Raw genomic sequence first — 21,864 nt, 5'->3', positions numbered from 1 at the left:
TCATACGCTCCGCCGCCGGCCGGCCGTGGCCTAGGGCCGAACGGGGGCGTGCGCGGGGCCGATGGGCTCCGCCAGGGCTCCGGCGAGGTCGGGGTGCAGGGTGAAGGCGGGCAGCGCCCGCGCCAGCCGCAGCACCCGCAGCACCCGCGGGGAGCCGGCCACCAGGCTCAGCCGGCCACCGCGGCCGGCCATCAGCGCGTGGGCCCGGCACAGGGGGCGCAGCCCGGAGCAGTCCAGGAACGTCACCGGCCGCAGGTCCACGACCAGCCGGTCCGGTCCGCGCCGGGCGAGCGCCGCCAGCCCCTCGGAGACGGCGGGCGCGGTCAGCAGGTCGATCTCCCCGCGCAGTTCCGCGACCAGCGTGCCGGGAGCGGCGTTCCACCACCGCACGCTCCCCGCCTCCCCGGGGCCCGGCAGCGAGCGGTGCCCCGGGACGGCCCGGCGTTCCGGCAAGACGTCAACCACCATCGTTCCGCACCCCTCTCGTTGCCCGGCCGACTGCCGGCCGACTGACCGGCTCCCAGCCAACGGCCCGGCGACCGGGCGCGGTTAGGGCCGAACGGCCCCGGCGGGGGACCCGGGCGGCACCCCTGCGGGGACCTGTGGCCCCTGACCGCCGGGCCCCGCCGGGCGGGACGCTCACGGCGAAGCTTTCCGCCGCTTACCTGCCGGAGGTACGCCATGATCCGCACCGTCACCGTGGGCCTGGACGGCTCACCCGAGAGCCGTGCCGCCGCCGAGTGGGCGGCCCGCGAGGCACTCCGCCGCGAGCTGCCCCTGCGGCTGCTGAACGCGTGGGAGACCACCGCATACCCCGTGCTGCCTCAGGACGACGAACGCACCTACCGCTACTGGGCCGAGCGGCTGCCCCGGGAGGCGGCCGAGAGCCTGCGCTCGCGCCACCCCCGGCTGGAGATCTCCTACGAGCAGCGCACGGGCGCGCCAGCGGAGGTCCTGGCGGACGCGGCGGCGCGCTCGGAGCTGCTGGTCATCGGCTCGCGCGGGCTGGGCAGCGTCGCCGGATTCTTCATCGGCTCCGTGGCCCAGGCCACGGTCGCGCGCGCCGAGTGCCCCGTCGTCCTGGTACGGCCGGGCAACGTCCTGGCCGAGCCGCCCGCGCCCGACGTCGTGCTCGGCCTCGATCTCGACGACGCGGCCGAGGAGCTGCTGGCGTTCGCCTTCGACACGGCCGCCCGGCACGAGGCGCCCTTGCGGGTCGTGCACTGCTGGCGGGTGCCGCCGGTCTACGGCTTCTCCCCCTCGACGATCGCGCCCGGCGTCGCCGCGATCATGGCCGAGGACGCCAACCGGGCGCTGGCCGACGCCCTGGCCCCCTGGCGCTCCAAGTACCCCGGGGTCGTGGTGCGCGAGCAGGCCGTCATGGGCCGGCCGGCGCGGCAGCTCGTCAAGGCCGGGTACGACGCCTCGCTGGTGATCGTCGGCCGCCGCATCCGCGCCTCGCGGGCCGGCGCCCGCATCGGCCCGGTGACGCACGCGCTGATGCACCACGCGGTCGCCCCGCTGGCCGTGGTGCCGCACGCCTGACCGCGCGACCGCCGGGCGGCCCGGGGCGGCCCCGGGCCGCCCGGCTCGGGGCCGCCCGGCCCGGGGCCGCCCGGCTCAGGGCCGCGCGGGGGCCGCGACGAGCGTGTTCTCGCCGGTGACCCCGGCCAGGTAGTCCTCGACGTTCCGGGCGGTGGCGGCCACGATCTGGCCGACCGCGTCCCGGGTGAAGTACGCCTGGTGCGAGCTGACCAGGACGTTGCGGAACGTCATCAGCCGGGCCAGGGTGTCGTCGGTCATCACGTCGAGGGAGTGGTCGAAGAAGAACACCCCGGCCTCCTCCTCGTACACGTCGAGCCCGACTCCGTCGAGGCGGCCCGCCCGCAGGGTGTCCACCAGGGCGTGGGCGTCGATGAGGCCGCCGCGGCTGGTGTTGACCAGGATGGCGTCGTCCTTCATCCGGGCCAGCGCGGCGGCGTCCACGAGGTGGTGGGTCTCCGGCAGCAGCGGAAGGTGCAGGCTGACCAGGTCCGCCTCCGCGAACAGCCGGGAGGGAGGGACGTACTCCATGCCCAGCTCCAGGCAGCCGGGGTCGGGGGCGAGGTCGTGTCCCAGGAGCCGCATGCCGAAGCCCGCGGCGATCCGGGCGAAGGCCGCGCCGATCCTGCCGGTGCCCAGCACGCCCGCGGTGCGGCCGTGGAAGTCGCGGCCCATCAGGCCGTTGAGCCGGAAGTCGAAGTCGCGGGTGCGGGTCACCGCCCGGGCCACCCGGCGGTTGACCGCCAGGGCCAGGGCCCAGGCGAACTCGGCCACCGCGTGCGGCGAGTAGGACGTCACCCGGGCGACGGCCAGGCCCAGGGCGCGGGCGGCCGGCAGGTCGATGTTGTTGTGGCCGGTGGCGCGCTGGGTGATCAGCCGGGTGCCGCCCTCGGCCAGCCTGCGCAGGACGTCCGCGTCCAGGGCGTCGTTGACGCCGCTGCAGACCACCTCGCGGCCCGCGGCCGTGGCCACGGTGTCCCGGTCGAGGGTCAGCTCCAGGCAACGCAAGGAGTGCCGGTCGCGGAAGGCGGCCTCCAGCAGGGGGCGTTCGTCGGCGGTGACGCCGTAGGCGGTGATGTCCAGGGTTCGCGCGTGCACGGGTCTCACCTTCTCGCGTCCGTGGCCGGGGGCGGCCGACGCCGGGCCGTCGCGGCGCGCCTCAGGCGCGCGGGGGGTCGAGCCTGCTGGCCAGCACGGCGGCCTGGACGCGGCGTTCGACGCCGAGCTTGGCCAGGAGGCGGGAGATGTGGTTCTTCACCGTCTTCTCGGACAGGAAGAGCCGCTTGCCGATCTGACGATTGGTCAGGCCCTCGCCGATGAGGGCCAGGATCTCCCTCTCCCGGGGCGAGAGCCCGGCCAGCGCGGCGGCCTCGGGCTCGGCCGGGGCGTCCTCCCCGCGCAGGCTGCTCATCAGCCGCGCGGTGGTGGCCGGGTCCAGCATCGACTGGCCCGAGGCGACGGTGCGCACCGCGGCGATGAGGTCGGAGCCCTTGATCTGCTTGAGGACGTAGCCCGCCGCGCCGGCCATGATGGCGTCCAGCAGCGCGTCGTCGTCGTCGAACGAGGTCAGCATCAGGCAGGCCAGCTCCGGCATGCGGGAGCGCAGCTCGCGGCAGACGGTGATGCCGTCGCCGTCCGTCAGCCGGACGTCGAGGATGGCCACGTCCGGGCGCAGCGCCGGGCAGCGGGCCAGGGCCTGGGCGGTGGTGGACGCCTCGCCGACGACCTCGATGTCCGGCTCGGCGTCCAGCAGGTCGTGCACCCCGCGCCGCACCACCTCGTGGTCGTCCAGCAGGAACACCCTGATCCGGTCCTGCGGTGAGAACTCCCGCGCCTGGCCCATGTCCTGTGCTTCTTTCGCCCCGGCTTCGCCTGTGGGACGGCCCGGCCGGACCGCCCCTGTCGATGGTGGACTCCCGCGCCGCTCCCGGCCAGGGCCGAACGGACCAATCCGCGGCGAGCGGGAGTGGGCCGGTCGTCCGGGCGGCGGAGCTGTTCGGCTCCTGGGGCCCGGCGGCCGGGCCGTGGGACGGTCGCCGCGTCGGTCACGGCCGATGCGACCACGGCCGGCGCGCGCCGGCCCGCCCCGGGCGACGGAAGGGGAGCTCCGACCATGAGCAGGAAGATGCTGTGGCGCTGGCGCAGGAATCCGCTCAGGCGGCGTTCGGACCGCGCCGAGGCGTGGCTGGGCGTGGCCACCGTGGTGGTCCTCGCGGTCGGCGCGCCGGCCGCGGGCGCCGCGACCGGGGCGGGCGTCTCCTCGGCGCTGCTGCGCTCGGCCGAGGGCGTCTCGCCGGCCACCGCCGTCCTGGAGGAATCCCTGCCCGTTCCGGACGGCGGCGGTCCCGGCGGCGCCCGGTATCTGGCGGAGGTCCGCTGGACCGGGCCCGACGGCGAGGCCAGGTCCGGGGAGGCGTGGGTCGGCGCCGGGGCCGAGCCGGGCGGCTCCGTGCCCGTGTGGGTGGACGCCGACGGCGAGCTGCGCGATCCGCCCCTGACCCCGGCCGCGGCCTACACGGCCGGCGCCCTGCTGGGCGGGTCGGCGGCAGCCGGGGTCTGCCTGGTCGCCCTCGGCGTGCGCGGCGGGGCGTGCGCCCGGCTGGACGCCGGCCGGGCGCGGCGATGGGAACGCGAGTGGGCCCGCGTGGCCCCGCAGTGGTCGCCCCGCGCCTGAGCAACGGCCGTTGCGCGCCCGTCGTCCGGGCAACGCCGCCCCGGCACCCGACCGCCCCGTTCCCGACAGCCCCGTTCCTGACGATTACCGGTCCCGGGCACGCGAGAGGCGGCCGGGCCGCACGACGAAGACGAGGGGGCAGGCCATGACCTCCCAGCACGTTGTCGCCGGCATCGACGGATCCGCCACCGCCTTCCGCGCGCTGGACCACGCGGCCCGCGAGGCGCTGCGGCGCGGCGCCGTCCTCCATATCCTCCACGCCGTCCCGCACCCGGACGAGGCCCGGCCCGTCCTCACCGCCGCCCTGTGGCACGTCGTCGACCGGCACCCGGAGCTGACCGCCGTGCCGGTCCCGGCCGTCGGCGACCCGGCCCGGGTGCTCGCCGAACGCAGCCGGAACGCCGCGCTCACGGTCGTCGGCAGCCGCGAGGCGTCCGGCGGCGTGGCCGGGCACCTGCGGGGCTCCGTCACCCGGCGCCTGATCGCGCTGACCCGGGGCCCGCTGCTCGTCGTCCCGGGCGTGGTCCGCACCGGCCCGCCCCCGCCGCCCCGCGCCCGCCACGGCGGCGTGCTGCTGTGCGTGGCGGGCGACGCGGACGTCGAGGCCGCGGCCTGCGCCTTCGCCGAGGCCGACCGGCGGGGCGCGGCCGTGCGCGTGGAGCGGGCGCGTGGCGGGATGGTGCACGCCGTGCTGCGGGCGAGCGCGGACGCCGACCTCGTGGTCGTCGCCCTCCACCGGAAGCACCCGCCCGGCCCGTCCGCGGGCCCGCACCTGGGACACGCCCTCCGCGCCCTGCTGCGCCGCGCCGACTGCCCTCTCCTGCTGATCCCCGCGCCCGTCGCCGCCCGGGCGGACTGAACGGGCCCGCGCGGCAGGGCCGTTCGGCCCCAGGGCCCGGGACCCGTGACCCCTGAGGCTCCCCGGGGCCGCGGCGGGATGGTGAAGGCGTCAACGCGAACCGAGGAAAACCCCCGGAAGGACGAGACACCATGGCTGTCCACGACCACACCCGCCGGCCCGCCGGCTTCCGCTTCCCCTCCCGGCGCGGCTCCCGCCGGGCCGCCGCCACCACGACCACCGCCGCCACCACGACCACCGGGGCCACCACGACCACCGCCGCCACCACCGCGGCACGCACCCTGGCCGGACTGCGCATCCTGACCGGCCTCGTCTTCCTGTGGGCGTTCCTCGACAAGACCTTCGGCTGGGAGTACGCCACCCCGGCCGGCGGCGGCTGGGTCGACGGCGGCTCCCCGACCGAGGGATTCCTCAGCCACGTCTCCGTCGGGCCGCTGGAGGACACCTTCCACGGCTGGGCCGGCGACGCCTGGGCCGACTGGACGTTCATGCTCGGCCTGCTCGCCATCGGCCTCGCCCTCCTCGGCGGCGTCGCCCTGCGCCTGGCCGCCGCCGGCGGCACCGTGATGATGGCGCTGATGTGGGCCGCGGAGTGGCCGCTCGACCAGACCCTGGCCGACGGCTCCCTCAGCATGTCGACGAACCCCCTGATCGACTACCACGTCATCTACGCCGCCGCCCTGATCGCCCTCGCCGCCGCCCACGCGGGCGCCACCTGGGGCCTGGCCGGCCGCTGGGAGCGCCTCCCCGTCGTCCGCGACGCCCCCTGGCTGCGCTGAACTCCCCTGCCGCGCCGCCCCCTTGGCTCCCGCGCGGAACCCGAAACCCCGTTCGCCGGGCGCCGCCGGCCACCCCGGCGGCGCCCCTCCCGAGGAGACCGACGCATGTTTCCCGACGCGGCCCCGCACTCCCTCCCCACCGTCACGGTGGGCCTGGACGAATCCGACGCGAGCCGTGCGGCGGCCGACTGGGCCGCCCGCGAGGCCCTGCTCCGCGAACTCCCGCTGCGCGTGCTGCTCGTGCGGGCCATACCCCAGGCCCCCGAGCCCCGGGAACCGGACTACGCCGCGCTCCGCACCTGGGCCGACAGCAGCACCCGCGGCGAGATCGGCCGCCTGACCCTGCGCTATCCGGGGCTGCGGGCCGTTCGCGAACAGCCCACCGGCGTCCCGGCGCAGGTGCTCACCGAGGCGTCCGAGCAGGCGGAACTGCTGGTCCTCGGGTCCCGGGCGCTGGGCGCCGTGCAAGGCTTCCTGGTCGGCTCCGTCGCCCAGCTCACCGTGGCCCGCGCCCGCTGCCCGGTCGTTCTGGTCCGCGCAACGGCCGACGCCCCCGCCCCCGACCCCGCGGGCGACGTCCTGGTCGGCCTCGACCTGCGGCACCCGGCCGAGGACGTGCTGGCCTTCGCCTTCCGCGCCGCCGAGCTGCGCGGAGTACCGCTGCGCATCCTCACCGCCTGGCACCTGCCGCACAGCTACGGCCTCTACCCGCCGGTGGAGCCCGACTTCATCACGCGCGAGGCCCGGGACTGGACCCGCCGACTGTCCGAGGCCGTGCGCCCGTGGCGGGAGAAGCACCCCGCGGTGCGGGTGCGGGAGATCCCGGCCGAGGGCGGTGCCGCGCAGCGGCTCCTCGCCGAGGCGGCGGAGGCGGCCCTGGTCGTCGTGGGCCGCCGCAACCGCCGCTCCCGCACGGGCGCGCACATCGGCCCGGTCGCGCACGCGCTGATGCACCACGCGCCGGCGCCGCTGGCCGTCGTCCCCCACGACTGAGAACGCCCGCCCCGGGGGGAGGGCCGCCCGGCCCTCCCCCCGGGCACCGACACAAACGGAAACAACGAGGAGGCAGCGATGAGCGGCCCGGTAGTAGTGGGAGTGGACGGCTCGGCCTCGGGCCTGGCCGCCGTGGAGACCGCGGCGCGGGAGGCACAACTGCGCGGCGTGGGGCTGCGGGTGGTGCACGCCTTCATCTGGCCGGCGATGCACGCCGAGCTGGGCCCCCCGCCGTTCGGGCCGCCCGGGAGCGGCCTGCGGAACGCCGCCGACCGGCTGGTCGCACAGGCGGTGGAACGGGCCCGGGCCGTCGCCCCCGACGTGCCGATCGCCACCGCCCTGGTCACCGGCGGCCCGTCGGCCGTTCTGCGGGCCCAGTCGCGCGACGCCTCGCTCATGGTCGTCGGCACCCGGGGCCTGGGCGGCTTCACCGGCCTGCTGGTGGGATCGACGGCCGTGGACCTGGCCGCGCACGGCCACTGCCCGCTCCTCGTCGTGCGCGGCGAGCCCGCCGCGGCCGGGCCCGTCGTCCTGGGCACCGACGGCTCCCCGGCGAACGCCGCGGCGACCGAGTTCGCCTTCGCCGAGGCGGCGCTGCGGGGCGTCGAACTGGTCGCCCTGCACGCCTGGACCCCCTGGAACGCCCCCGTCCCCCCGCCTCGGGACCCCGCTCACGTCTACGCCGCCCCGCCCGGCGACCTGGCCGCCGCCGAAGAGCGCCTGCTCGCCGAGGCCGTCGCGGGCCTGTCCGGGAAATACCCCGACGTCCCCGTCCGGCGCACCCTCGTGCGCGGCAACGCCCGCGAGACCCTGATCGACGCCAGCCGCACCGCCGGCCTCCTCGTCCTCGGCGCCCGGGGCCACGGCGGCTTCGCCGGCCTCGTCCTCGGCTCGGTCAGCCAGGCCCTGCTCCACCACGCCCACTGCCCCCTCGCCGTCGTCCGCGACCGGCACTGACCACGACCGGACGGTCCGCCCGCCGGCATCGGCAGGGAGAGGGCCTGCCACACGGCGGACGAGGGAGACGCTCCGGGCACACGGCCCTCTCGTACGTCACCCGGCGACGAACTGGCGACTTCGCCCGGGCTGATCAACCCGGACGTGCGGGATCCGCCAGCCATGCCATCCGCACGCCCTGCGCGGCCCGCGGGCTCCCAATCCCGCGGCCCGCCTTCCCGCAGCGTGACCCTCGACCGACAGCGCAGCGCCCGCCCCGGCCGCCTACGGACAACGGCGCCCGCCGCCCCGGCCGGGCCCGCTCCGGCGCCCGCTTTCGCGTCGCGCGCCCGGGTTGTCGCCCGGTGACCCGCCCGGCCGCCGTCCCCGCTCCCCGTCCCGCACCGAAGACGATCGAATCCCAGAGCCCTCAGGGCGATGAGTTTCGGCATCGATCCGCGTCTGTATGCACAACACGCCATCGACCGAACGCCAGGAGCGCATCATGACCGCCACCTACACCTGGGACGTCTTCTCCACCCTCGACGGCTACGGCTCCTACGGCCCCGACGGCGACTGGGGCGGCTACTGGGGCAAACAGGGCCCGCAGTTCCTCGACAACCGCCTCGCCGTCATCAGCGACGAGCAGCGGCTGGTGCTCGGGGCCAACACCTTCCGGCAGTTCGCCGAACTGCTGGGCCCGATCCCGGAGGCCGACCTCGACCCGGTCAACTCCCGGATGCGCAGCATGCCGACCACGGTGGTCTCCACCTCCCTCGCAGGACCCCTCGACTGGCCCGACGCGACCATCGCCTCCGGCGACGCAGCCGAGATCGTCACCCGGCTCAAGGCCGAATCCGAAGTGCCGCTGCGCTCGCACGGCAGCCTGTCGCTGAACCGGGCACTGATGGCCGCCGGGCTCGTCGACCGCGTCCAGGTGACGATCTTCCCCGTGATCACAGGCCGGACAGGAACCGACCCGATCTTCGCCGGCGCGGCCGACTTCGACCTCGAACTGATCGAGCACCACACCTTCGACACCCACACCCAACAGCTCATCTACCGGCCCACCCCCCACCGCTGACCCCGCCACCCGCCGCGCCGGACTCCCGAGAGGCCGGCGCCGCCAGCGGTCGGCCGGGTGAGCCGGGCTCGGCCCGGCAGGACAGGGGGCGAGGGCGACGCTCGACCTCGTCGGCCTCGGGCGGGAACGTCGCGGCCCCCGGGGCTCCTGGGGCGTGGTTGCCCGCACCTACGATGAGCGGTATGTCGCCCGATGCCTCCTTGTCCTCCGTCTGGCCGGTCCTGCACTACGACGACACGAGAGCGGCGTTGCGCTTCCTGGTCGACGTGCTGGGGTTCGAGCAGGCGGTCGCCGCGCCGGACGAGCACGGCGGGATCGGGCACGCGGAGCTGCGCTGGCCCGGCGGTGGTGCGCTGGTGTTCGGCTCGACCAGGCACACGGAGAGCGTGCACGGGCGGATGCGGGCGGGCACCAGCGCGGTGTACGTGGTCGCCGAGGACGTGGACGTGGTGCACCGGCGGGTGGTCGACGCCGGCGGCGAGGTTCTTGAGGCGCCGCATGAGACCCGGTTCGGGTCGGGAGCGGCGGCGTACGTGTGCACGGTGCGGGATCCGGAGGGCAACCTGTGGACCTTCGGCACCTACCGTGGCCCTTCGGCGGCGTAAGGAGACGGGGCCCCGGCCCGACCGGCCGGGGCCCTTCGCTGTGACCGTGTCGTGCGGGAGTCAGTGGCTGCCGGCGAGTTCGCCGGTGAGCTTTCCGTGGAGGTCGGCGCTGGAGTCGTTCAGGCCGGTGATCTCCACCGTCTTGCCGCGTTGCGCGTACTTGGTCTCGATGGCGTCGAGGGCGGCGACGGAGGAGGCGTCCCAGACGTGGGCGGCGGACAGGTCGATGACGACCTTCTGCGGGTCGCCCGCGTAGTCGAACTGGCCGACGAGGTCGTTGGAGGAGGCGAAGAACAGCTCGCCGGTGACCCGGTAGACCACGGTCTTGCCGTCGGGGTCGACCACGGCGGTGACCTCGGTGAAGTGGGCGACGCGCCTGGCGAAGACGACCATGGCGGTGACGGAGCCGACGACGACGCCGATGGCGAGGTTGTGGGTGGCCACCACGGCGACCACGGTGATGACCATGACGCCGATCTCGCCGGCGGGCATCCGCCTCAGCGTCCGGGGTGCGACGGAGTGCCAGTCGAAGGTGGCGACCGACACCATGATCATGACGGCGACGAGTGCGGCCATGGGCATGTCCGACACGACGGGGCCGAAGACGATGCACAGCACCATCAGGAACACGCCGGCGAGGAAGGTCGAGACGCGGGTGCGGGCACCCGAGACCTTCACGTTGATCATCGTCTGGCCGATCATGGCGCAGCCGCCCATGCCGCCGAAGAAACCGGTGACGACGTTGGCGACGCCCTGCCCGATGGACTCGCGGGTCTTGTTGGAGTGGGTGTCGGTGAGGTCGTCTACCAGCTTGGCGGTCATCAGCGACTCCATCAGGCCGACCAGCGCCATCGCGAACGCGTAGGGGGCGATGGTGGTGAGCGTGTCGAGGGTGAAGGGCACGTCCGGCAGGCCGGGCGCGGGCAGGGAGGACGGCAGTTCGCCCTTGTCGCCCACCGTCGGCACGACGATGCCGGCCGCGACCGTGATGACGGTGAGGACGACGATGGAGACCAGGGGCGCGGGGACCACCGTGGTGATCTTCGGGAAGAGGACCATGAGCGCCAGGCCGCCGGCGAGCAGCGGGTAGACGGCCCACGGGACGTCGTGCATCTCGGGGACCTGAGCCATGAAGATCAGGATGGCGAGGGAGTTGACGAAGCCGACCATCACCGATCGCGGAATGAACCGCATGAGCTTCGCCACTCCGAGCGCGCCCAGGAGGACCTGGAAGACGCCGGCGAGGATGACGGCGGCGACCAGATAGCCCAGGCCGTACTCCTGGTTCAGAGGAGCGATCACGAGGGCGACGGCGCCGGTGGCGGCGGAGATCATCGCCCGCCGTCCGCCGACGACCGAGATGACCACGGCCATGGTGAACGAGGCGAACAGACCGACCGCCGGGTCGACGTCCGCGATGATGGAGAAGGAGATCGCCTCGGGAATCAGCGCCAGGGCGACGACGAGGCCCGCGAGGACCTCGGTGCGCCAGACCTTCGGATCCCTCAGCCAGTCCGGCTTCAGGCCGCGCAGCCGCGCGGAGGGAGTCACAGCAGCGGAAGACACGATGATGCGTACCTGTCGTGCTCGGGCACACCCCTTCAAGGCAGGCCGGGGCGTGCGGGAATGACGCGCAGGGCCGGGTCGGCACCGCGCGGACGGCCCGCGGGACGGGGCCGGAAGTCGGAGGCGAAGGACGAGAAGCGGGGCGGCACGCGCGGGCGGCCGGCGGCTCACGTCCGGGGGCGAGGCCTCACGGCGGGCAGGCGGCGGCGATCGGCGTCACGGGCTCGCGCACGCTCTCTCCCGCAGGATCGGATCTTCGCCGGGGGCGTCATCGGCCCCGGAACGGCAGCGGCGGAACGGCCGGGCCGCTCTCACGGCCAGCAACTCTACCCTAACGTTAGGGTAAAGACTGGTGGGGTCGCGCGGGACGCGGCCCGCTCCGAGGAGAAGGGCCGGGACCACGGGCGTGAACGATGAGCACATGCAGATCGGCGAGGTCGCCGCGCGGACGGAGCTGTCCCTGCGCACCATCCGGCACTACGAGGAGACCGGCCTGGTCATCCCCTCCGCCCGGTCCCAGGGCGGATTCCGCCTCTACACCGAGGCGGATGTCGCCCGGCTCATGGTGATCCGCCGGATGAAGCCGCTGGGCTTCACCCTGGAGCAGATGCGCGACCTGCTGGACCTCACCGACCGCCTCGACGCCGGCACCCTCGACGCCGGCCGGCGCGAGGATCTTCTGGAGCGCGTGCGCGAGTACCAGCAGGCCGCGGCCGAGCAGGTGGAGAAGCTGCGCGTCCAGCTGTCCCGCGCCGAGGACTTCGCCGCTACCCTCGCCGCCCGGCTGGAGAACTCCTGCCCTCAGCAGGGGGTCTCCTCCTGATCTTCCGGCCGCCGGCCGGCGCAGCGGGTCGCCGATGGCTGCCCGTCGGCGCTGGTCGGACACTGATCGCCGGTGTGCTGAGTCCCGCTGCGCGGGCGGTCGCGGTGTCCGCGGCGTCGACGGCGTCGAGGAGCTGCCCGCGCGGTGCGTACCCCTCGGATGACCGGCCAGGGCAACGGCACATCTAAGCTGCTGCGCCCGGGACACGAAACGGAAGGCCGAGGACCGTGGCGGACGAGCAGGAGCTGGCCGAGATCCAGCGGCGGCACTGGCAGGACACCTACACCGCCCACCCCGGCATGTACGGTGAGCAGCCCTCCGCGCCGGCCGTCCACGCGGCCGGCGCCTTTCGCGCGGCCGGGGCCCGGGACGTGCTGGAACTCGGCGCCGGGCACGGACGCGACGCCCTGTACTTCGCCCGCGAGGGCTTCACCGTCCGGGCCACCGACTTCAGCCCCAACGGCCTGGAGCAACTGCGCGACTCCGCCCGCGCCCAGGGAGTCCAGGAGCGGCTCGCCACCACGGTCCACGACGTGCGCGACCCGCTGCCGCTGCCGGACGCCTCCGTGGACGCGGTCTTCGCGCACATGCTGCTGTGCATGGCCCTGTCCACGAAGGAGATCCACGCGGCGGTCGGCGAGATCCGCCGCGTCCTGCGGCCCGGCGGCATCCTGCTCTACACCGTCCGGCACACCGGCGACGCCCACCACGGCGCCGGCACCGCCCACGGAGACGGAATCTGGGAGCACGGCGGTTTCGCCGTCCACTTCTTCGACCGCGCCCTGGTCGACGCCCTCGCCGACGGCTGGACCCTCAACGAGGTCCACGCCTTCGAGGAGGGCGGCCTGCCCCGCCGCCTGTGGCGCGTCACCCAGACCCTGCCCCGATGACCGCGCTACCCGCCCCGGACATCACCGCCGACGGCGTCACCCCTCCGTCCCGCTCCCTGGGAACCACCCTGGGCTCGGCCCCGGCGCCCCCGGACAGGCCCGCCGCCGCTCCCTCCGCCTGGTCACCACCGGCCTCCTCCACTCCCCCACCACCTCCCGGGCCTGCGCGACTTCGCGACCTCGCGACACGAACAGGAGCACTCCCGGGCTGACCGGCCTGCCCGCCGTCCCCCGGCCGGTACGGCACCGCTGACGGTCGGCCGCTCCCGAATCCCGTGCCGGACAAGCGCGTTCGCACCTCCCGCGCCCGAGCCATCCACCAGGATGGCGACGCTGACCGCAACCCTCACCCGAGGCTCTGACGTGCACAGAAGCACTACCGCCGGACTGCTGGAATCGGCTCCGGCTGGAAGGGCTGCACCTTCGGGGTCCTCATCAACCCTCGTGGTCCGCAACCTCGGCCCCGGCATCCACGCGGTCACCCGCACGGGGAGTCGGTCCGCGGCCAAGTCCCGCGCGGCCTCCTCTACGCCGCGGCGCGCCCCGCCGAAGTGGTGCCGCCGTGGTTTTGGTGTGGCGGCGCCAGGATTCGAACCCGGGAAGGCTGAGCCGGCAGACTTGCAGTCCACGCCGGACGCCCTCCTGACCAGCCAGAACGTCTCAGGGCGCCGCCAGCGTCCCACACCTGCCCCACGGGCGCCCGGAGCGACCGACTGCGACGCCCACTACGCCCGCGGGCGCACCGTGCCCCAAGACGAGGGCCGGTGGCCAGTCCTCTTCCGCCCCTGAGGATCGCCGCTAAGCTGCCGACTACCCTCATAGGCCATGAGGGGCACCTCCGACGCTCTGACCAGCGCAGATGCACTACCGCCGGGTCGCTGCAAAATCGACTCCTTTCTTCCCCTCGAAGGCGGGCTTGACCAGCAGCTTTACCGGGACTTCGATCTCGAGCGGTGCGCCTGCTCAGGGCCTCTGACGTTTCGTCATGCTCAGTGAGAGCACCTGGTGGCTGCTGCCGGGGCCGCAGGCGCGCCGGGAGCCCAGGGCACCACACGGGCACGGACCCTCTCCGCGACTACGGGTGCAGCTTCTCGCCCCTCGCCAGCATCGCTACGTACTTCTCGATCCGGCGCGCCCGGGTCTCGGCCTTCTTGGCGTCCTGGACCCGGTACAGGATCGCGTAGCGGTTCTGCCGGTCCAGCGTCTCGAAGAACGCCGCCGCGTCCGGGTCGGCGGTCAGGGCCGCCGCGAGGTCGTCCGGCACCGTGGCGGTCTTCGCGCCGTCGTAGGCCGCCTCCCAGCGGCCGTCTGCCTTGGCGCGGTCGACCTCGGCCTGCCCCGGCGGATGCATCCGGCCCTGCTCGATCAGGGCGGCCACCTTGTCCCGGTTGACCTTGGACCACTTGCTGCTCGGCTTGCGCGGGGTGAACCGCTGGAGCCACCACTGGTCGTCGAACTTGGCCTTCTGGCCGTCGATCCAGCCGTAGCAGAGTGCCACGTCGAGCGCCTGGGCGTAGTCCAGCGCGACGATTCCGGGGCCCTTCTTGCGAAGCTTGAGCCAGATGCCGGGCGAGACGGCGTGGTTCTCGCCGAGCCACGCCTCGAATGCCTCGGCGGATTCGAATGCGACGATCTCCAAGTCCTGAGTCACCCCAGCAGCGAACCACACCTGGCCGGTCGTCATGACGCATTCGGGCACGGTCCCAAAGGCAGGATGCCCGTGGACCTGCGTGATCATCTCTGTTCCCTACGCAGAACGATCAGGCAGGAGCCACGGACTTGCTCAACGATACGACGTTGCTGCTCGACCTCGACGGGGTGTCCGTCGCGCGGATTGAGCGGCTGGCCGACGGACGACGCCGAGTTCGCCTGGTCACCGCCGATGAGACCGCCAGGGCCTGCCCGACCTGCGGAGTCTTCGCCACCCGAATGAAGGGCTCCGCGGTCACCCGCCCCCGCGACCTTCCGTACGGCGAGAGCGGGCTGGAGTTCCGCTGGCACAAGCGCCGCTGGATCTGCCGGGAGGCCGACTGCCCGCGCCGGTCGTTCACCGAGCAGATCGCGCAGATACCGGCCGGCGCCAGGCCGACCGCCCGGCTGCGCAGCGCGGCCGGGCGCCGGGTGAGGGACGCCGGGTCCACCTGGCCGAGGTCTATGGTGCCGAGGTCTCCCGGCAGACGATCTCCACGATCACCGGCAAGGTCATGGACGGCATGACCGAGTGGCAGAACCGCCCGCTCGATCCGGTCTATCCAGTGGTCTTCATCGACGCCGTCCACGTGAAGATCCGCGACGGCGCGGTCGCCAACCGACCCATCTATGTCGCGTTGGCCGTCACGGCCGAGGGCACCCGCGACATCCCCGGGTTGTGGGCCGGCGACGGCGGGGAGGGCGCCAAGCACTGGCTGGCCATCCTCACCGAGATCAAGAACCGCGGTGTCCAGGACGTGCTGATGCTCGTCTGCGACGGGCTCAAGGGCCAGCCCGACGCGGTCGGCACCGTGTGGCCGGCCATCATCGTCCAGACCCGCGTGGTCCACCTCCTGCTGCCTCCTTCCGCTACGCGGCCCGGCAGGACCGGGAGAAGATGTCACGCGCGCTCAAGCCCCTCTGCACCGCCCCTACCGAGGACGCCGCCCTGGAGCGGTTCACCGAGTTCCCCGACGCCTGGGGCGGCAAGTATCCAGCCGTGGTCAGGTTGTGGGAGAACGCGCGGGTGGGGGTACCCCCGGGCGAAGCCTGGGGGAGAGTTCACCCCGTTCCTGCGGTTCGACGCCGAGATCCGCCGCATCGTCTGCACGACCAGCGCGATCGAGAGCGTGAACGCCCGCATCCGCCGTGCGGTCAAGGCCCGCGGCCACTTCCCCAACGAGCAAGCCGCTCTGAAGTGCGTCTACATGGCCATCATGTCCCTGGACCCCACCGGCACCGGCCGCAAGCGGTGGACCCGCCGCTGGAAGACCGCTCCGAACGCCTTCGACATCACCTTCGACGGCCGCCTCACCGCCGCCCGTCAGTAACCCCCTACCAACCCAGATACACCATTTCGTTTGACAGTCCCTCACCTGGGACGAAAGAGCTGCAGCCAGGGATGGCCGCGGATACCGCCGGTGACAGGGAGACCAGTGATGAATTCCTTCTTTGCCTCGCTCGTCAACGGCACCGAAAAGCCGCACCTTTACCGCGTCTTCCTGGACGGCGACGACCGGGAGTTTCATCTCTTGCGCAACCCTCAGGGGCAGGAGATCATTTCGGCCACGCCCGATGGAACCCCCTCTGGACTCATGCGCCTTTCCCTGGCCACCGGCAAGTTGGAACCATCGGACTCGGACGGCGGCTACGAACGCGAGGACGACGGGATCAGCCGGGAGGAATTCTCCCGAGTCTCCGTGCACATCAGGGCCCAGTGGCTCAGGAGCGGATCGCCTCCGGCCCGGGTCTCGAAAGTCTTCGCTTGACCGCAGCGGTACCGTCAGGCGCCGAACTACCCAACTCCTCTCTCTGACGGCAGCCGACGCGCCGCGCGGCCGAATCGCAAGCCCACGCGGGTAGGCCCGGTCTTCCTACTCCGCACGACGCCGGGAAGACGGCGCATTCCTTCACGGTCGAGTCATCACCGCCGCCGTCCACGCGGCGGCGGCTGCGCCGAAGAGGTCGCCGCTGCCGACCCGCCCTCTGACGAGTTGGGCAATGCCTGCCAGACACGCGGCAATGCCGGCGAGGAGCAGGCAGGCGTGCAGCGCCGCGCGGCCGATACGAGCGAGCCCGTGGCGGCCGACATCTCCGCCCTGCTTTCCCGCTCGGCGCAGTTCGAGCTCCGGTTGGCGGGACTTTCCGCCGGTGGTGCGCTCCATCGTCTTCTCCCGCGTTGGTGACGGCGGCTGGATCGGGGGGCCATCCCCCCATTTGCCCCCCGATCCGGCCATCAGCTGCGCCTGACGTCGGCCAGAGCCCTCACGGCCACGCCACCCTTGTCCTCAGAACGACGAACTTGCCGCGAGCGCGGCGGTCGTGGGCTGATCAGGGCGTCGAAACGTCGGTAGCACCAGGTCACGATCGCGCCGAACAGCGCGCGGACCCATTCCACAATGGTCACTCTCCTTTTCCTCCTTCAGATACCGGTACTGGGGCCGACTGCGGCCCGGGCATGGTGCAAGCCGCCGCCCGGGCCACGCTGGGAGCCCTTTCAGGTCCCCACTCGGATCCACGTCCCGAGTCCCCCGATCGTGTCCGGGGTACGGGCGCGGATCCGGGAAGGGATCCGGGACTCAGGTGTCGGCACGGATCCGGCGGGCCACCTGTTCGCGGACACCGGGCCGTTCGAGCTTGCCCCTGGCCCTGCGAAGGGCCTGGCGCACCGCGGCGGCCGTGGTGGGCGGCCCGATCAGGCGGGCCACCGCGGCGGCGTCGAGCCCCACGCCCCACTTCAGAACGCAGATCAGCGCCTCGTGCGGCGACAGGACTCCGTCGAAGCTGCGAACGAGGTCCTTCAGGCGTCCGTCGGTCTGCGGCGGATTTCCCCCACTCCCGGTATCGAGTTCCCCGGCGTCCTCGATGAGCTGCTCGGCGCGCTCCTTGATGACCCGCAGATGCTGCCGGGCCTTGTTCCGGCACACCTGCCTCACGTACGGGCCGACCTTGTCCACCGGCCCCTTCTTCAGAAGCTGCCACATCGCGAGCTTCGTCTCCTGCCACACGTCCTCGCACTGGTGCTGCGGAACGTATCGATAGGCGAGGACCAGGCACGCCTTCCTCATGCCGAGGACCTGCCGCCACTGATCCCTGCACGCCGGCGGCAGGCGATCCGTGTGATCGTTCCCGATAACCTCCGTCGTGGTCGGCTGCCCGGGCAGCAGGCGCTTGCGCGCCTTGCCGCGGCGGGGCTCCTCGGGACCCCGGACGGTCTCGGTTGGTGCCACAGGCCCACTCCTTGTCGACCTCGTCTGCGTGCGTGCGGCCTGGAGCCGAACGCCTTACACCACTAGAGAGTTCGGCGCGGGGCGACGGCGTGAGCCACACCGGCGGAAAGTTCCCAGGAATCGCCCGGCCCCCGGGCCGCCAACGGCTCCGAGACACCCGCGCGGAGTAAACGCCCGGCTCGGCCCGTGCGACTGCCGGGCACCGAGGCCGCCGGGTGCGACGATGGGCCCGAGCGAGAGAACTCCCCCGGAGAGCGGCGCCGCCTCTCCGACCTCGGCCTGGCCCACCCGGACGACGCCGCGCCACCCGCCGGCGCCCTCCTCTTCTACGCCACCGGCCGACCCGCCGGCCACGTCGCGCTCCACCTGGGCGACGACCTGGTCGCCAGCAACGACATCCTCGACACCTGGGAGAGCGAAGGCCGCATCGCCCTCGTCCCCCGCCACGAACTCACCGACGGCCGCTGGCACCTCACCTACCTCGGATGGGCCGAACCCGGCTTCCCCGGCGCCACGGGGACCGGCACGCTCTGACCCCCGATCCGCTGATTGACTCCACGAAACGTGCCGCCATCCGCGCGACACGACCGGCGATCCCGGCACATCAACCGCTAACCTCGTCCGGGAATTCAGCAGTCCCGGATTCTGGAATCGCACATCAGCACGGATAAAGTGCCGCCGGAAGGAGAACCGACCATGCCGGGCTCAACGACCGACCGGGCCCGGCAGCGGCAACGGACGCTCGCCGAGAAGCTGCAATGGCTGCGGGAGCTGAAGACGCCACGGGGCGAGCAGCCGCCCTCCTACGACATGACGGCCCGGCTGATCTCCGAACGGACGGAGACCAGCATCTCCGGCCCCTACTTCTGGGAACTCGCCACGGGCCGCTCCACCAACCCGAAACTTCACCACCTGCGCGCGCTGGCCCGCTTCTTCAACGTCCCCGTCGCCTACCTCGCCGCCGACGAGAACGCCGACTTCGAGTACCTCGAAGCCGAGCTCGAACTCCTCCACGCCCTCAAGCAGAGGGGCGTGCACGACATCCGGCTCCACGGGGCCACCGACGTCGAGGCCGATCTGGCCACCGTCCAGGACCTGCTGGGCCGGCTCCGCCAGCTCGACGGTCCCGGCGGCGACCAGGCCCGCGAGACCGCCCTCCGCCTGGCTCCGCTGGACCCCGAACAGCAGCAGACCCTCCACGACATCATCGACGACCCACCCCTCCTCAACGCCCTCCGCAGCGAACCGGCCCGCACCCTGACCCGAGCCGCCGCCGACCTCGACGACACCCGCACCACCACCGCGGCGACCGTCCTCCAGCAACTCCCCCTCCTCGACGCCCTCCACACGGACACGACCCTCCGCATCGCCCTCGGAGCCGCCACCCTCTCCGAACACAGCCGCCAGGCCGTCCTCACCCTGGTCGAACACCTCACCCGCGTGGAGAACGCCGCGCAGGTGTAGCCCCCGGGAGACAAGATCTCGTGCTGCTAAGCATTCGGCTCAGTGAACAGCAGCACGATGCGGCAGTCCGCCTTGTCGATGACATGTCCCTTCGGGAGCTCGCCGTCTGGGGTGGCGGCCGGATGGATGGTCATGTGAGGTGCCGCAGCGCGGTCGGTGCTCCACTCGGAGACGAGGGCTTTCAGGCCCCCGTCCGCGCACACCGTCGCGGCCCGCCCTGTGCGAGGGGCCCGCGATAGGATCCGCGACCTGCTGTCGACGTGAAGAGGAGAACGACGACCGTGACGACCATCGCGGTGACCGGGCACATGGACCTCACCGAGGAGAGCGTCCCCCTGGTCCGCACTGCCCTGGACGACCTGCTCAAGCAGTACGCCAACGACGACCTCATCGGCGTTTCCTGCATCGCCAAGGGCTCCGACTCCCTCTTCGCCGAAGCCGTCCTCGCCGCCGGCGGACGACTCACCGTCGTCATCCCCTCCCAGGACTACCGACAGAACAAGGTCAAGCCCGACCACACCGCCCTCTTCGACCGGCTCGTCGAAGCCGCCGAGGAAGTCCTCGTCCTCCCGCACGAGACAGCCAACCGGCAGGCGTACGAGGCCGCCAACGCCGTGCTCATCGAACGCGCCGACCGCCTGGTCGCCGTATGGAACGGCCAACCGCCCACCGGCAAGGGCGGCGGTACCGCCGACACCGTCCTCGAAGCACAAACGGCGGGCATCCCCGTGGACGTCGTATGGCCGGACGGCGCCACGCGCCGAGGTTGAGCAGAGCGCGTTCCGGAAGGGCAAGGCCGCGTGGCCGGGCCATGCCGGTCAGAGGATGTTCCAGGGCTGGTCGTCCTGTTCGAGGCGCAGGCCGGTGATGCGGCGGCGGACCTCGGCGAGGGTTCCGGGGGTGTGGGCGGTCTTGCGGGCGTTGGTGGTGATCATGCGCAGCTCGCGGATGTCGCGCAGGACCGGGTAGGCGGGCAGGTCGCGCACGTCGAAGCCGTAGGCGTTGGCGAACGCCCGGTAGTGGGCCTGGCCGTGGCCGAAGCGGCGGCAGTGGATCTCGATGGTGGTCAGGTCCCACTCGGGGCGGCCCCACGCGACGGTGTCCCAGTCGCACAGCACGACCGCGCCCGCGTCGTGGAGGGCGTTGCGGTGCTGGGGGTCGCCCTGCAGCACGGTCTCGGGGAACGCGAACTCGGCGGTGGTCAGGGCCTTTTCCAGCGCGTCCGCCCGGTCGGCCAGGAAGCGCAGGGCCTCTTCCGGGAGCGCGGTGATCGCCGCCAGGGAGGCACGGATGGCCGCGATGTTGTCCAACGGCCGCAAGGGGAACGGCGGGGCGGGCAGCCCGTGCAAGGCCCGCAGGGGCCCGGCGAGTTGGACAGCGCGGACCGGCTGGACCGGCTGGGGCGGCTGGGGCAGGTAGGTCCAGTAGGTCACCGGGTGGCCCTCGATCACGGCCGGCTGGTCGATGCCCGGGTGCAGCAGGACGGTGGGGAAGCCCAGGCCGGTCAGCCAGCGGACGAACGCCACCGTGCGGGCCACGGAGGCCACGGGCGTTCCGCGGCGGGCGATCTTTACGACGACCGGCGCCCGTTCGAGGCGTATCACGGCGTTCGTCTGCCCGCGCAGGACCTCCGCGCCCGCGCTGTCGAGCCCGGCCTCGGCGCAGGCCAGGTCCAGGAGGCGGTACATCTCGGTCTGCTCGAACCCTCCGGGGAGGGACGCCGGGGCTGTCATGCCTCCAGGCTCGCCCACGAAGGCGGGCCATGACCCGCGCCAGTGCGGGACGGGTTGACGAGCGCGGCCGAGAGGAACGACCGCACCCCCACCCGTCGGCCGCAGCCGAGCGGCGAGGGCGCGTGTCGCGTGTCGCGTGTCGCGTGTCGCGTGGAGGGCTTACGCCCTGTCGAACTCGTCGTTGACCACGTGCGCGACGAATGAGCGCCACCCCTCGGAGGAGGTGACGACGACCGCGCCCTCGTGCTGCTTGCTGTCCCGCATCGCGACCTTGCCGCCGAGATCGGCGACCTCTACGCACTCACCAATGCCATTGCTGTAACTGGAGCGGACGAACGCCACTTCGACGCAGTCACCGTTCCCATTGCTGTGGCTCGACTTGGACCACGGTGCGCTGTTGTGCAGATCAACCCTGTTCATAACTCCCTGCCACTTCAGCGACCAGGCGCAGCGACGCCCGATCATCGAGCGCGGCGTCCCAGATTCTCCGGAACGCCCCGTCGTACTGTTCCACTTCATTCGGCTTATCCAGGTACAAGCACCCCGTGTACCCGTCGGCGTAGACAGTCGGCGGTTCAGTCTCCCTCCCTTCACCGTTGAGCGGGAACCGCAGGATGACGAACGGACCGGTGGCCACGCCGTCATGCATGCCGGCGGAGAGCGGAACGACGCGCAGGGTGACATTGGGCCGCTCAGCCATGTACACGAGATGCGCGAGCTGGTGGGCCATCACCTGCGGTCCGCCAACGGGACGGCGCAGGACCGTCTCACTCAACGCAACACGCAGGGTGAGCGGCGCCGTTACCCGGGTGAGGATCGTCTGCCGCTCGATGCGCAGGCGCACTCGGCCTTCGAGTTCCGCGTCCCCAGTCCCTCGGGTATGCGTACGGATGACGTCGCGGGCGTAGCCCTCGGTCTGGAACAGCCCCGGGATGATGTCGCTCTGGTACGAATCCTGGCTCACGGCGGCCTCTTCCAGACCCACGTACAGGTCGAA

General features: G+C 72.9%; 26 protein-coding genes and 1 pseudogene. 16 read left to right on the top strand and 11 right to left on the bottom strand.

What is annotated here, in order from left to right; genetic code table 11:
- Positions 1–30: 30 nt before the first annotated feature.
- Positions 31–468: an STAS domain-containing protein gene (locus RM780_RS22900; RefSeq protein ID WP_311632743.1), complete on the bottom strand. Its 438-nt coding sequence runs from the start codon at positions 466–468 to the stop codon at positions 31–33.
- Between the two features lie 213 nt (positions 469–681).
- Here RM780_RS22900 and RM780_RS22895 point away from each other — a divergent pair, with 213 nt between their 5' ends.
- Entirely contained in the window at positions 682–1,545 is an 864-nt protein-coding gene (locus RM780_RS22895; protein ID WP_311632742.1) for a universal stress protein, read from the top strand.
- A 75-nt stretch (positions 1,546–1,620) separates the two neighbouring features.
- Here the strand turns inward: RM780_RS22895 and RM780_RS22890 are convergent, their stop codons facing one another.
- Together RM780_RS22890 and RM780_RS22885 are read right to left on the bottom strand one after the other, a co-directional pair.
- Positions 1,621–2,625 (bottom strand): 2-hydroxyacid dehydrogenase, encoded by a 1,005-nt coding sequence (locus tag RM780_RS22890; RefSeq protein ID WP_311632760.1) that lies wholly within the window; start codon positions 2,623–2,625, stop codon positions 1,621–1,623.
- 76 nt (positions 2,626–2,701) lie between these two features.
- A complete protein-coding gene (locus RM780_RS22885) occupies positions 2,702–3,385 on the bottom strand; it encodes a response regulator transcription factor (RefSeq protein ID WP_311632741.1) in 684 nt (227 codons plus the stop codon).
- Positions 3,386–3,655: 270 nt separating this feature from the next.
- On the opposite strand from RM780_RS22885, the gene RM780_RS22880 reads away from it, so the two are divergent.
- The 7 genes from RM780_RS22880 to RM780_RS22850 all read left to right on the top strand — a co-directional run bounded on the left by RM780_RS22880 (position 3,656) and on the right by RM780_RS22850 (position 9,472).
- Positions 3,656–4,216 carry an Rv1733c family protein gene (locus tag RM780_RS22880; RefSeq protein ID WP_311632740.1) on the top strand — a complete coding sequence of 187 codons (561 nt, stop codon included), beginning with the start codon at positions 3,656–3,658 and terminating at the stop codon, positions 4,214–4,216.
- Positions 4,217–4,361: 145 nt separating this feature from the next.
- Positions 4,362–5,075 carry a universal stress protein gene (locus tag RM780_RS22875; RefSeq protein ID WP_311632739.1) on the top strand — a complete coding sequence of 238 codons (714 nt, stop codon included), beginning with the start codon at positions 4,362–4,364 and terminating at the stop codon, positions 5,073–5,075.
- 131 nt (positions 5,076–5,206) lie between these two features.
- A complete protein-coding gene (locus RM780_RS22870) occupies positions 5,207–5,854 on the top strand; it encodes a DoxX family membrane protein (RefSeq protein ID WP_311632738.1) in 648 nt (215 codons plus the stop codon).
- Positions 5,855–5,959: 105 nt separating this feature from the next.
- On the top strand, positions 5,960–6,847 hold the full coding sequence (locus tag RM780_RS22865) for a universal stress protein (RefSeq protein WP_311632737.1): 888 nt from the start codon (positions 5,960–5,962) through the stop codon (positions 6,845–6,847).
- A 78-nt stretch (positions 6,848–6,925) separates the two neighbouring features.
- Complete coding sequence (locus RM780_RS22860; RefSeq protein ID WP_311632736.1) at positions 6,926–7,804, top strand: universal stress protein; 879 nt, start codon at positions 6,926–6,928, stop codon at positions 7,802–7,804.
- 484 nt (positions 7,805–8,288) lie between these two features.
- On the top strand, positions 8,289–8,867 hold the full coding sequence (locus RM780_RS22855; RefSeq protein ID WP_311632735.1) for a dihydrofolate reductase family protein: 579 nt from the start codon (positions 8,289–8,291) through the stop codon (positions 8,865–8,867).
- 182 nt (positions 8,868–9,049) lie between these two features.
- Positions 9,050–9,472, top strand: coding sequence for a VOC family protein (locus RM780_RS22850; protein WP_311632734.1), 423 nt, complete (start codon positions 9,050–9,052; stop codon positions 9,470–9,472).
- A 60-nt stretch (positions 9,473–9,532) separates the two neighbouring features.
- On the opposite strand, the gene RM780_RS22845 is transcribed toward RM780_RS22850, so the two are convergent.
- A complete protein-coding gene (locus tag RM780_RS22845; RefSeq protein ID WP_311632759.1) occupies positions 9,533–11,023 on the bottom strand; it encodes a SulP family inorganic anion transporter in 1,491 nt (496 codons plus the stop codon).
- A 421-nt stretch (positions 11,024–11,444) separates the two neighbouring features.
- Between RM780_RS22845 and RM780_RS22840 the strand changes: the two genes are divergently transcribed.
- Both RM780_RS22840 and RM780_RS22835 read left to right on the top strand, forming a co-directional pair.
- Entirely contained in the window at positions 11,445–11,861 is a 417-nt protein-coding gene (locus RM780_RS22840) for a MerR family transcriptional regulator (RefSeq protein ID WP_311632733.1), read from the top strand.
- A 227-nt stretch (positions 11,862–12,088) separates the two neighbouring features.
- The gene (locus RM780_RS22835; protein ID WP_311632732.1) at positions 12,089–12,751 is read left to right on the top strand and encodes a class I SAM-dependent methyltransferase; all 663 of its coding nucleotides are present in this window, start codon (positions 12,089–12,091) and stop codon (positions 12,749–12,751) included.
- A gap of 1,075 nt (positions 12,752–13,826) precedes the next feature.
- On the opposite strand, the gene RM780_RS22830 is transcribed toward RM780_RS22835, so the two are convergent.
- Positions 13,827–14,435 carry a YdeI/OmpD-associated family protein gene (locus RM780_RS22830; protein WP_311632758.1) on the bottom strand — a complete coding sequence of 203 codons (609 nt, stop codon included), beginning with the start codon at positions 14,433–14,435 and terminating at the stop codon, positions 13,827–13,829.
- 245 nt (positions 14,436–14,680) lie between these two features.
- Here RM780_RS22830 and RM780_RS22825 point away from each other — a divergent pair, with 245 nt between their 5' ends.
- From RM780_RS22825 to RM780_RS22815, 3 genes and pseudogenes are all read left to right on the top strand, one after another.
- Positions 14,681–14,968 (top strand): hypothetical protein, encoded by a 288-nt coding sequence (locus RM780_RS22825; protein WP_394813057.1) that lies wholly within the window; start codon positions 14,681–14,683, stop codon positions 14,966–14,968.
- Positions 14,881–15,771, top strand: a pseudogene (locus RM780_RS22820) (IS256 family transposase); the annotation flags it as partial. The gene RM780_RS22825 and the pseudogene RM780_RS22820, both read left to right, overlap by 88 nt.
- A 108-nt stretch (positions 15,772–15,879) precedes the next feature.
- Positions 15,880–16,209, top strand: coding sequence for a hypothetical protein (locus tag RM780_RS22815; RefSeq protein WP_311632731.1), 330 nt, complete (start codon positions 15,880–15,882; stop codon positions 16,207–16,209).
- A 141-nt stretch (positions 16,210–16,350) separates the two neighbouring features.
- Here the strand turns inward: RM780_RS22815 and RM780_RS22810 are convergent, their stop codons facing one another.
- From RM780_RS22810 to RM780_RS22800, 3 genes are all read right to left on the bottom strand, one after another.
- The gene (locus tag RM780_RS22810; protein ID WP_311632730.1) at positions 16,351–16,605 is read right to left on the bottom strand and encodes a hypothetical protein; all 255 of its coding nucleotides are present in this window, start codon (positions 16,603–16,605) and stop codon (positions 16,351–16,353) included.
- 71 nt (positions 16,606–16,676) lie between these two features.
- Entirely contained in the window at positions 16,677–16,847 is a 171-nt protein-coding gene (locus RM780_RS22805) for a hypothetical protein (protein ID WP_311632729.1), read from the bottom strand.
- Positions 16,848–17,019: 172 nt separating this feature from the next.
- Positions 17,020–17,670 carry an RNA polymerase sigma factor gene (locus RM780_RS22800; protein ID WP_311632728.1) on the bottom strand — a complete coding sequence of 217 codons (651 nt, stop codon included), beginning with the start codon at positions 17,668–17,670 and terminating at the stop codon, positions 17,020–17,022.
- Positions 17,671–17,856: 186 nt separating this feature from the next.
- On the opposite strand from RM780_RS22800, the gene RM780_RS22795 reads away from it, so the two are divergent.
- The 3 genes from RM780_RS22795 (at position 17,857) to RM780_RS22785 (ending at position 19,904) form a co-directional block, all read left to right on the top strand.
- Positions 17,857–18,204 (top strand): C40 family peptidase, encoded by a 348-nt coding sequence (locus RM780_RS22795; RefSeq protein WP_311632727.1) that lies wholly within the window; start codon positions 17,857–17,859, stop codon positions 18,202–18,204.
- Between the two features lie 162 nt (positions 18,205–18,366).
- The gene (locus RM780_RS22790; protein WP_311632726.1) at positions 18,367–19,134 is read left to right on the top strand and encodes a hypothetical protein; all 768 of its coding nucleotides are present in this window, start codon (positions 18,367–18,369) and stop codon (positions 19,132–19,134) included.
- A gap of 281 nt (positions 19,135–19,415) precedes the next feature.
- Positions 19,416–19,904 carry a hypothetical protein gene (locus tag RM780_RS22785; RefSeq protein ID WP_311632725.1) on the top strand — a complete coding sequence of 163 codons (489 nt, stop codon included), beginning with the start codon at positions 19,416–19,418 and terminating at the stop codon, positions 19,902–19,904.
- A 48-nt stretch (positions 19,905–19,952) separates the two neighbouring features.
- On the opposite strand, the gene RM780_RS22780 is transcribed toward RM780_RS22785, so the two are convergent.
- From RM780_RS22780 to RM780_RS22770, 3 genes are all read right to left on the bottom strand, one after another.
- Positions 19,953–20,867, bottom strand: a complete 915-nt coding sequence (locus tag RM780_RS22780) for a phosphotransferase family protein (protein WP_311632724.1) — start codon at positions 20,865–20,867, stop codon at positions 19,953–19,955.
- 159 nt (positions 20,868–21,026) lie between these two features.
- Positions 21,027–21,287: a DUF397 domain-containing protein gene (locus RM780_RS22775; RefSeq protein ID WP_311632723.1), complete on the bottom strand. Its 261-nt coding sequence runs from the start codon at positions 21,285–21,287 to the stop codon at positions 21,027–21,029.
- Positions 21,274–21,864 (bottom strand): DUF5753 domain-containing protein (locus RM780_RS22770; RefSeq protein WP_311632722.1); only part of this gene is annotated, 591 nt, incomplete at its 5' end. The genes RM780_RS22775 and RM780_RS22770, both read right to left, overlap by 14 nt.

It is taken from the genome of Streptomyces boetiae (genome assembly GCF_031845405.1).
GTDB classification, from domain to species: Bacteria; Actinomycetota; Actinomycetes; order Streptomycetales; family Streptomycetaceae; genus Streptomyces; species Streptomyces boetiae.
The sequence above is the reverse complement of the archived record's forward strand: the minus strand, read 5'-3'. Positions and strand labels throughout refer to the sequence as shown.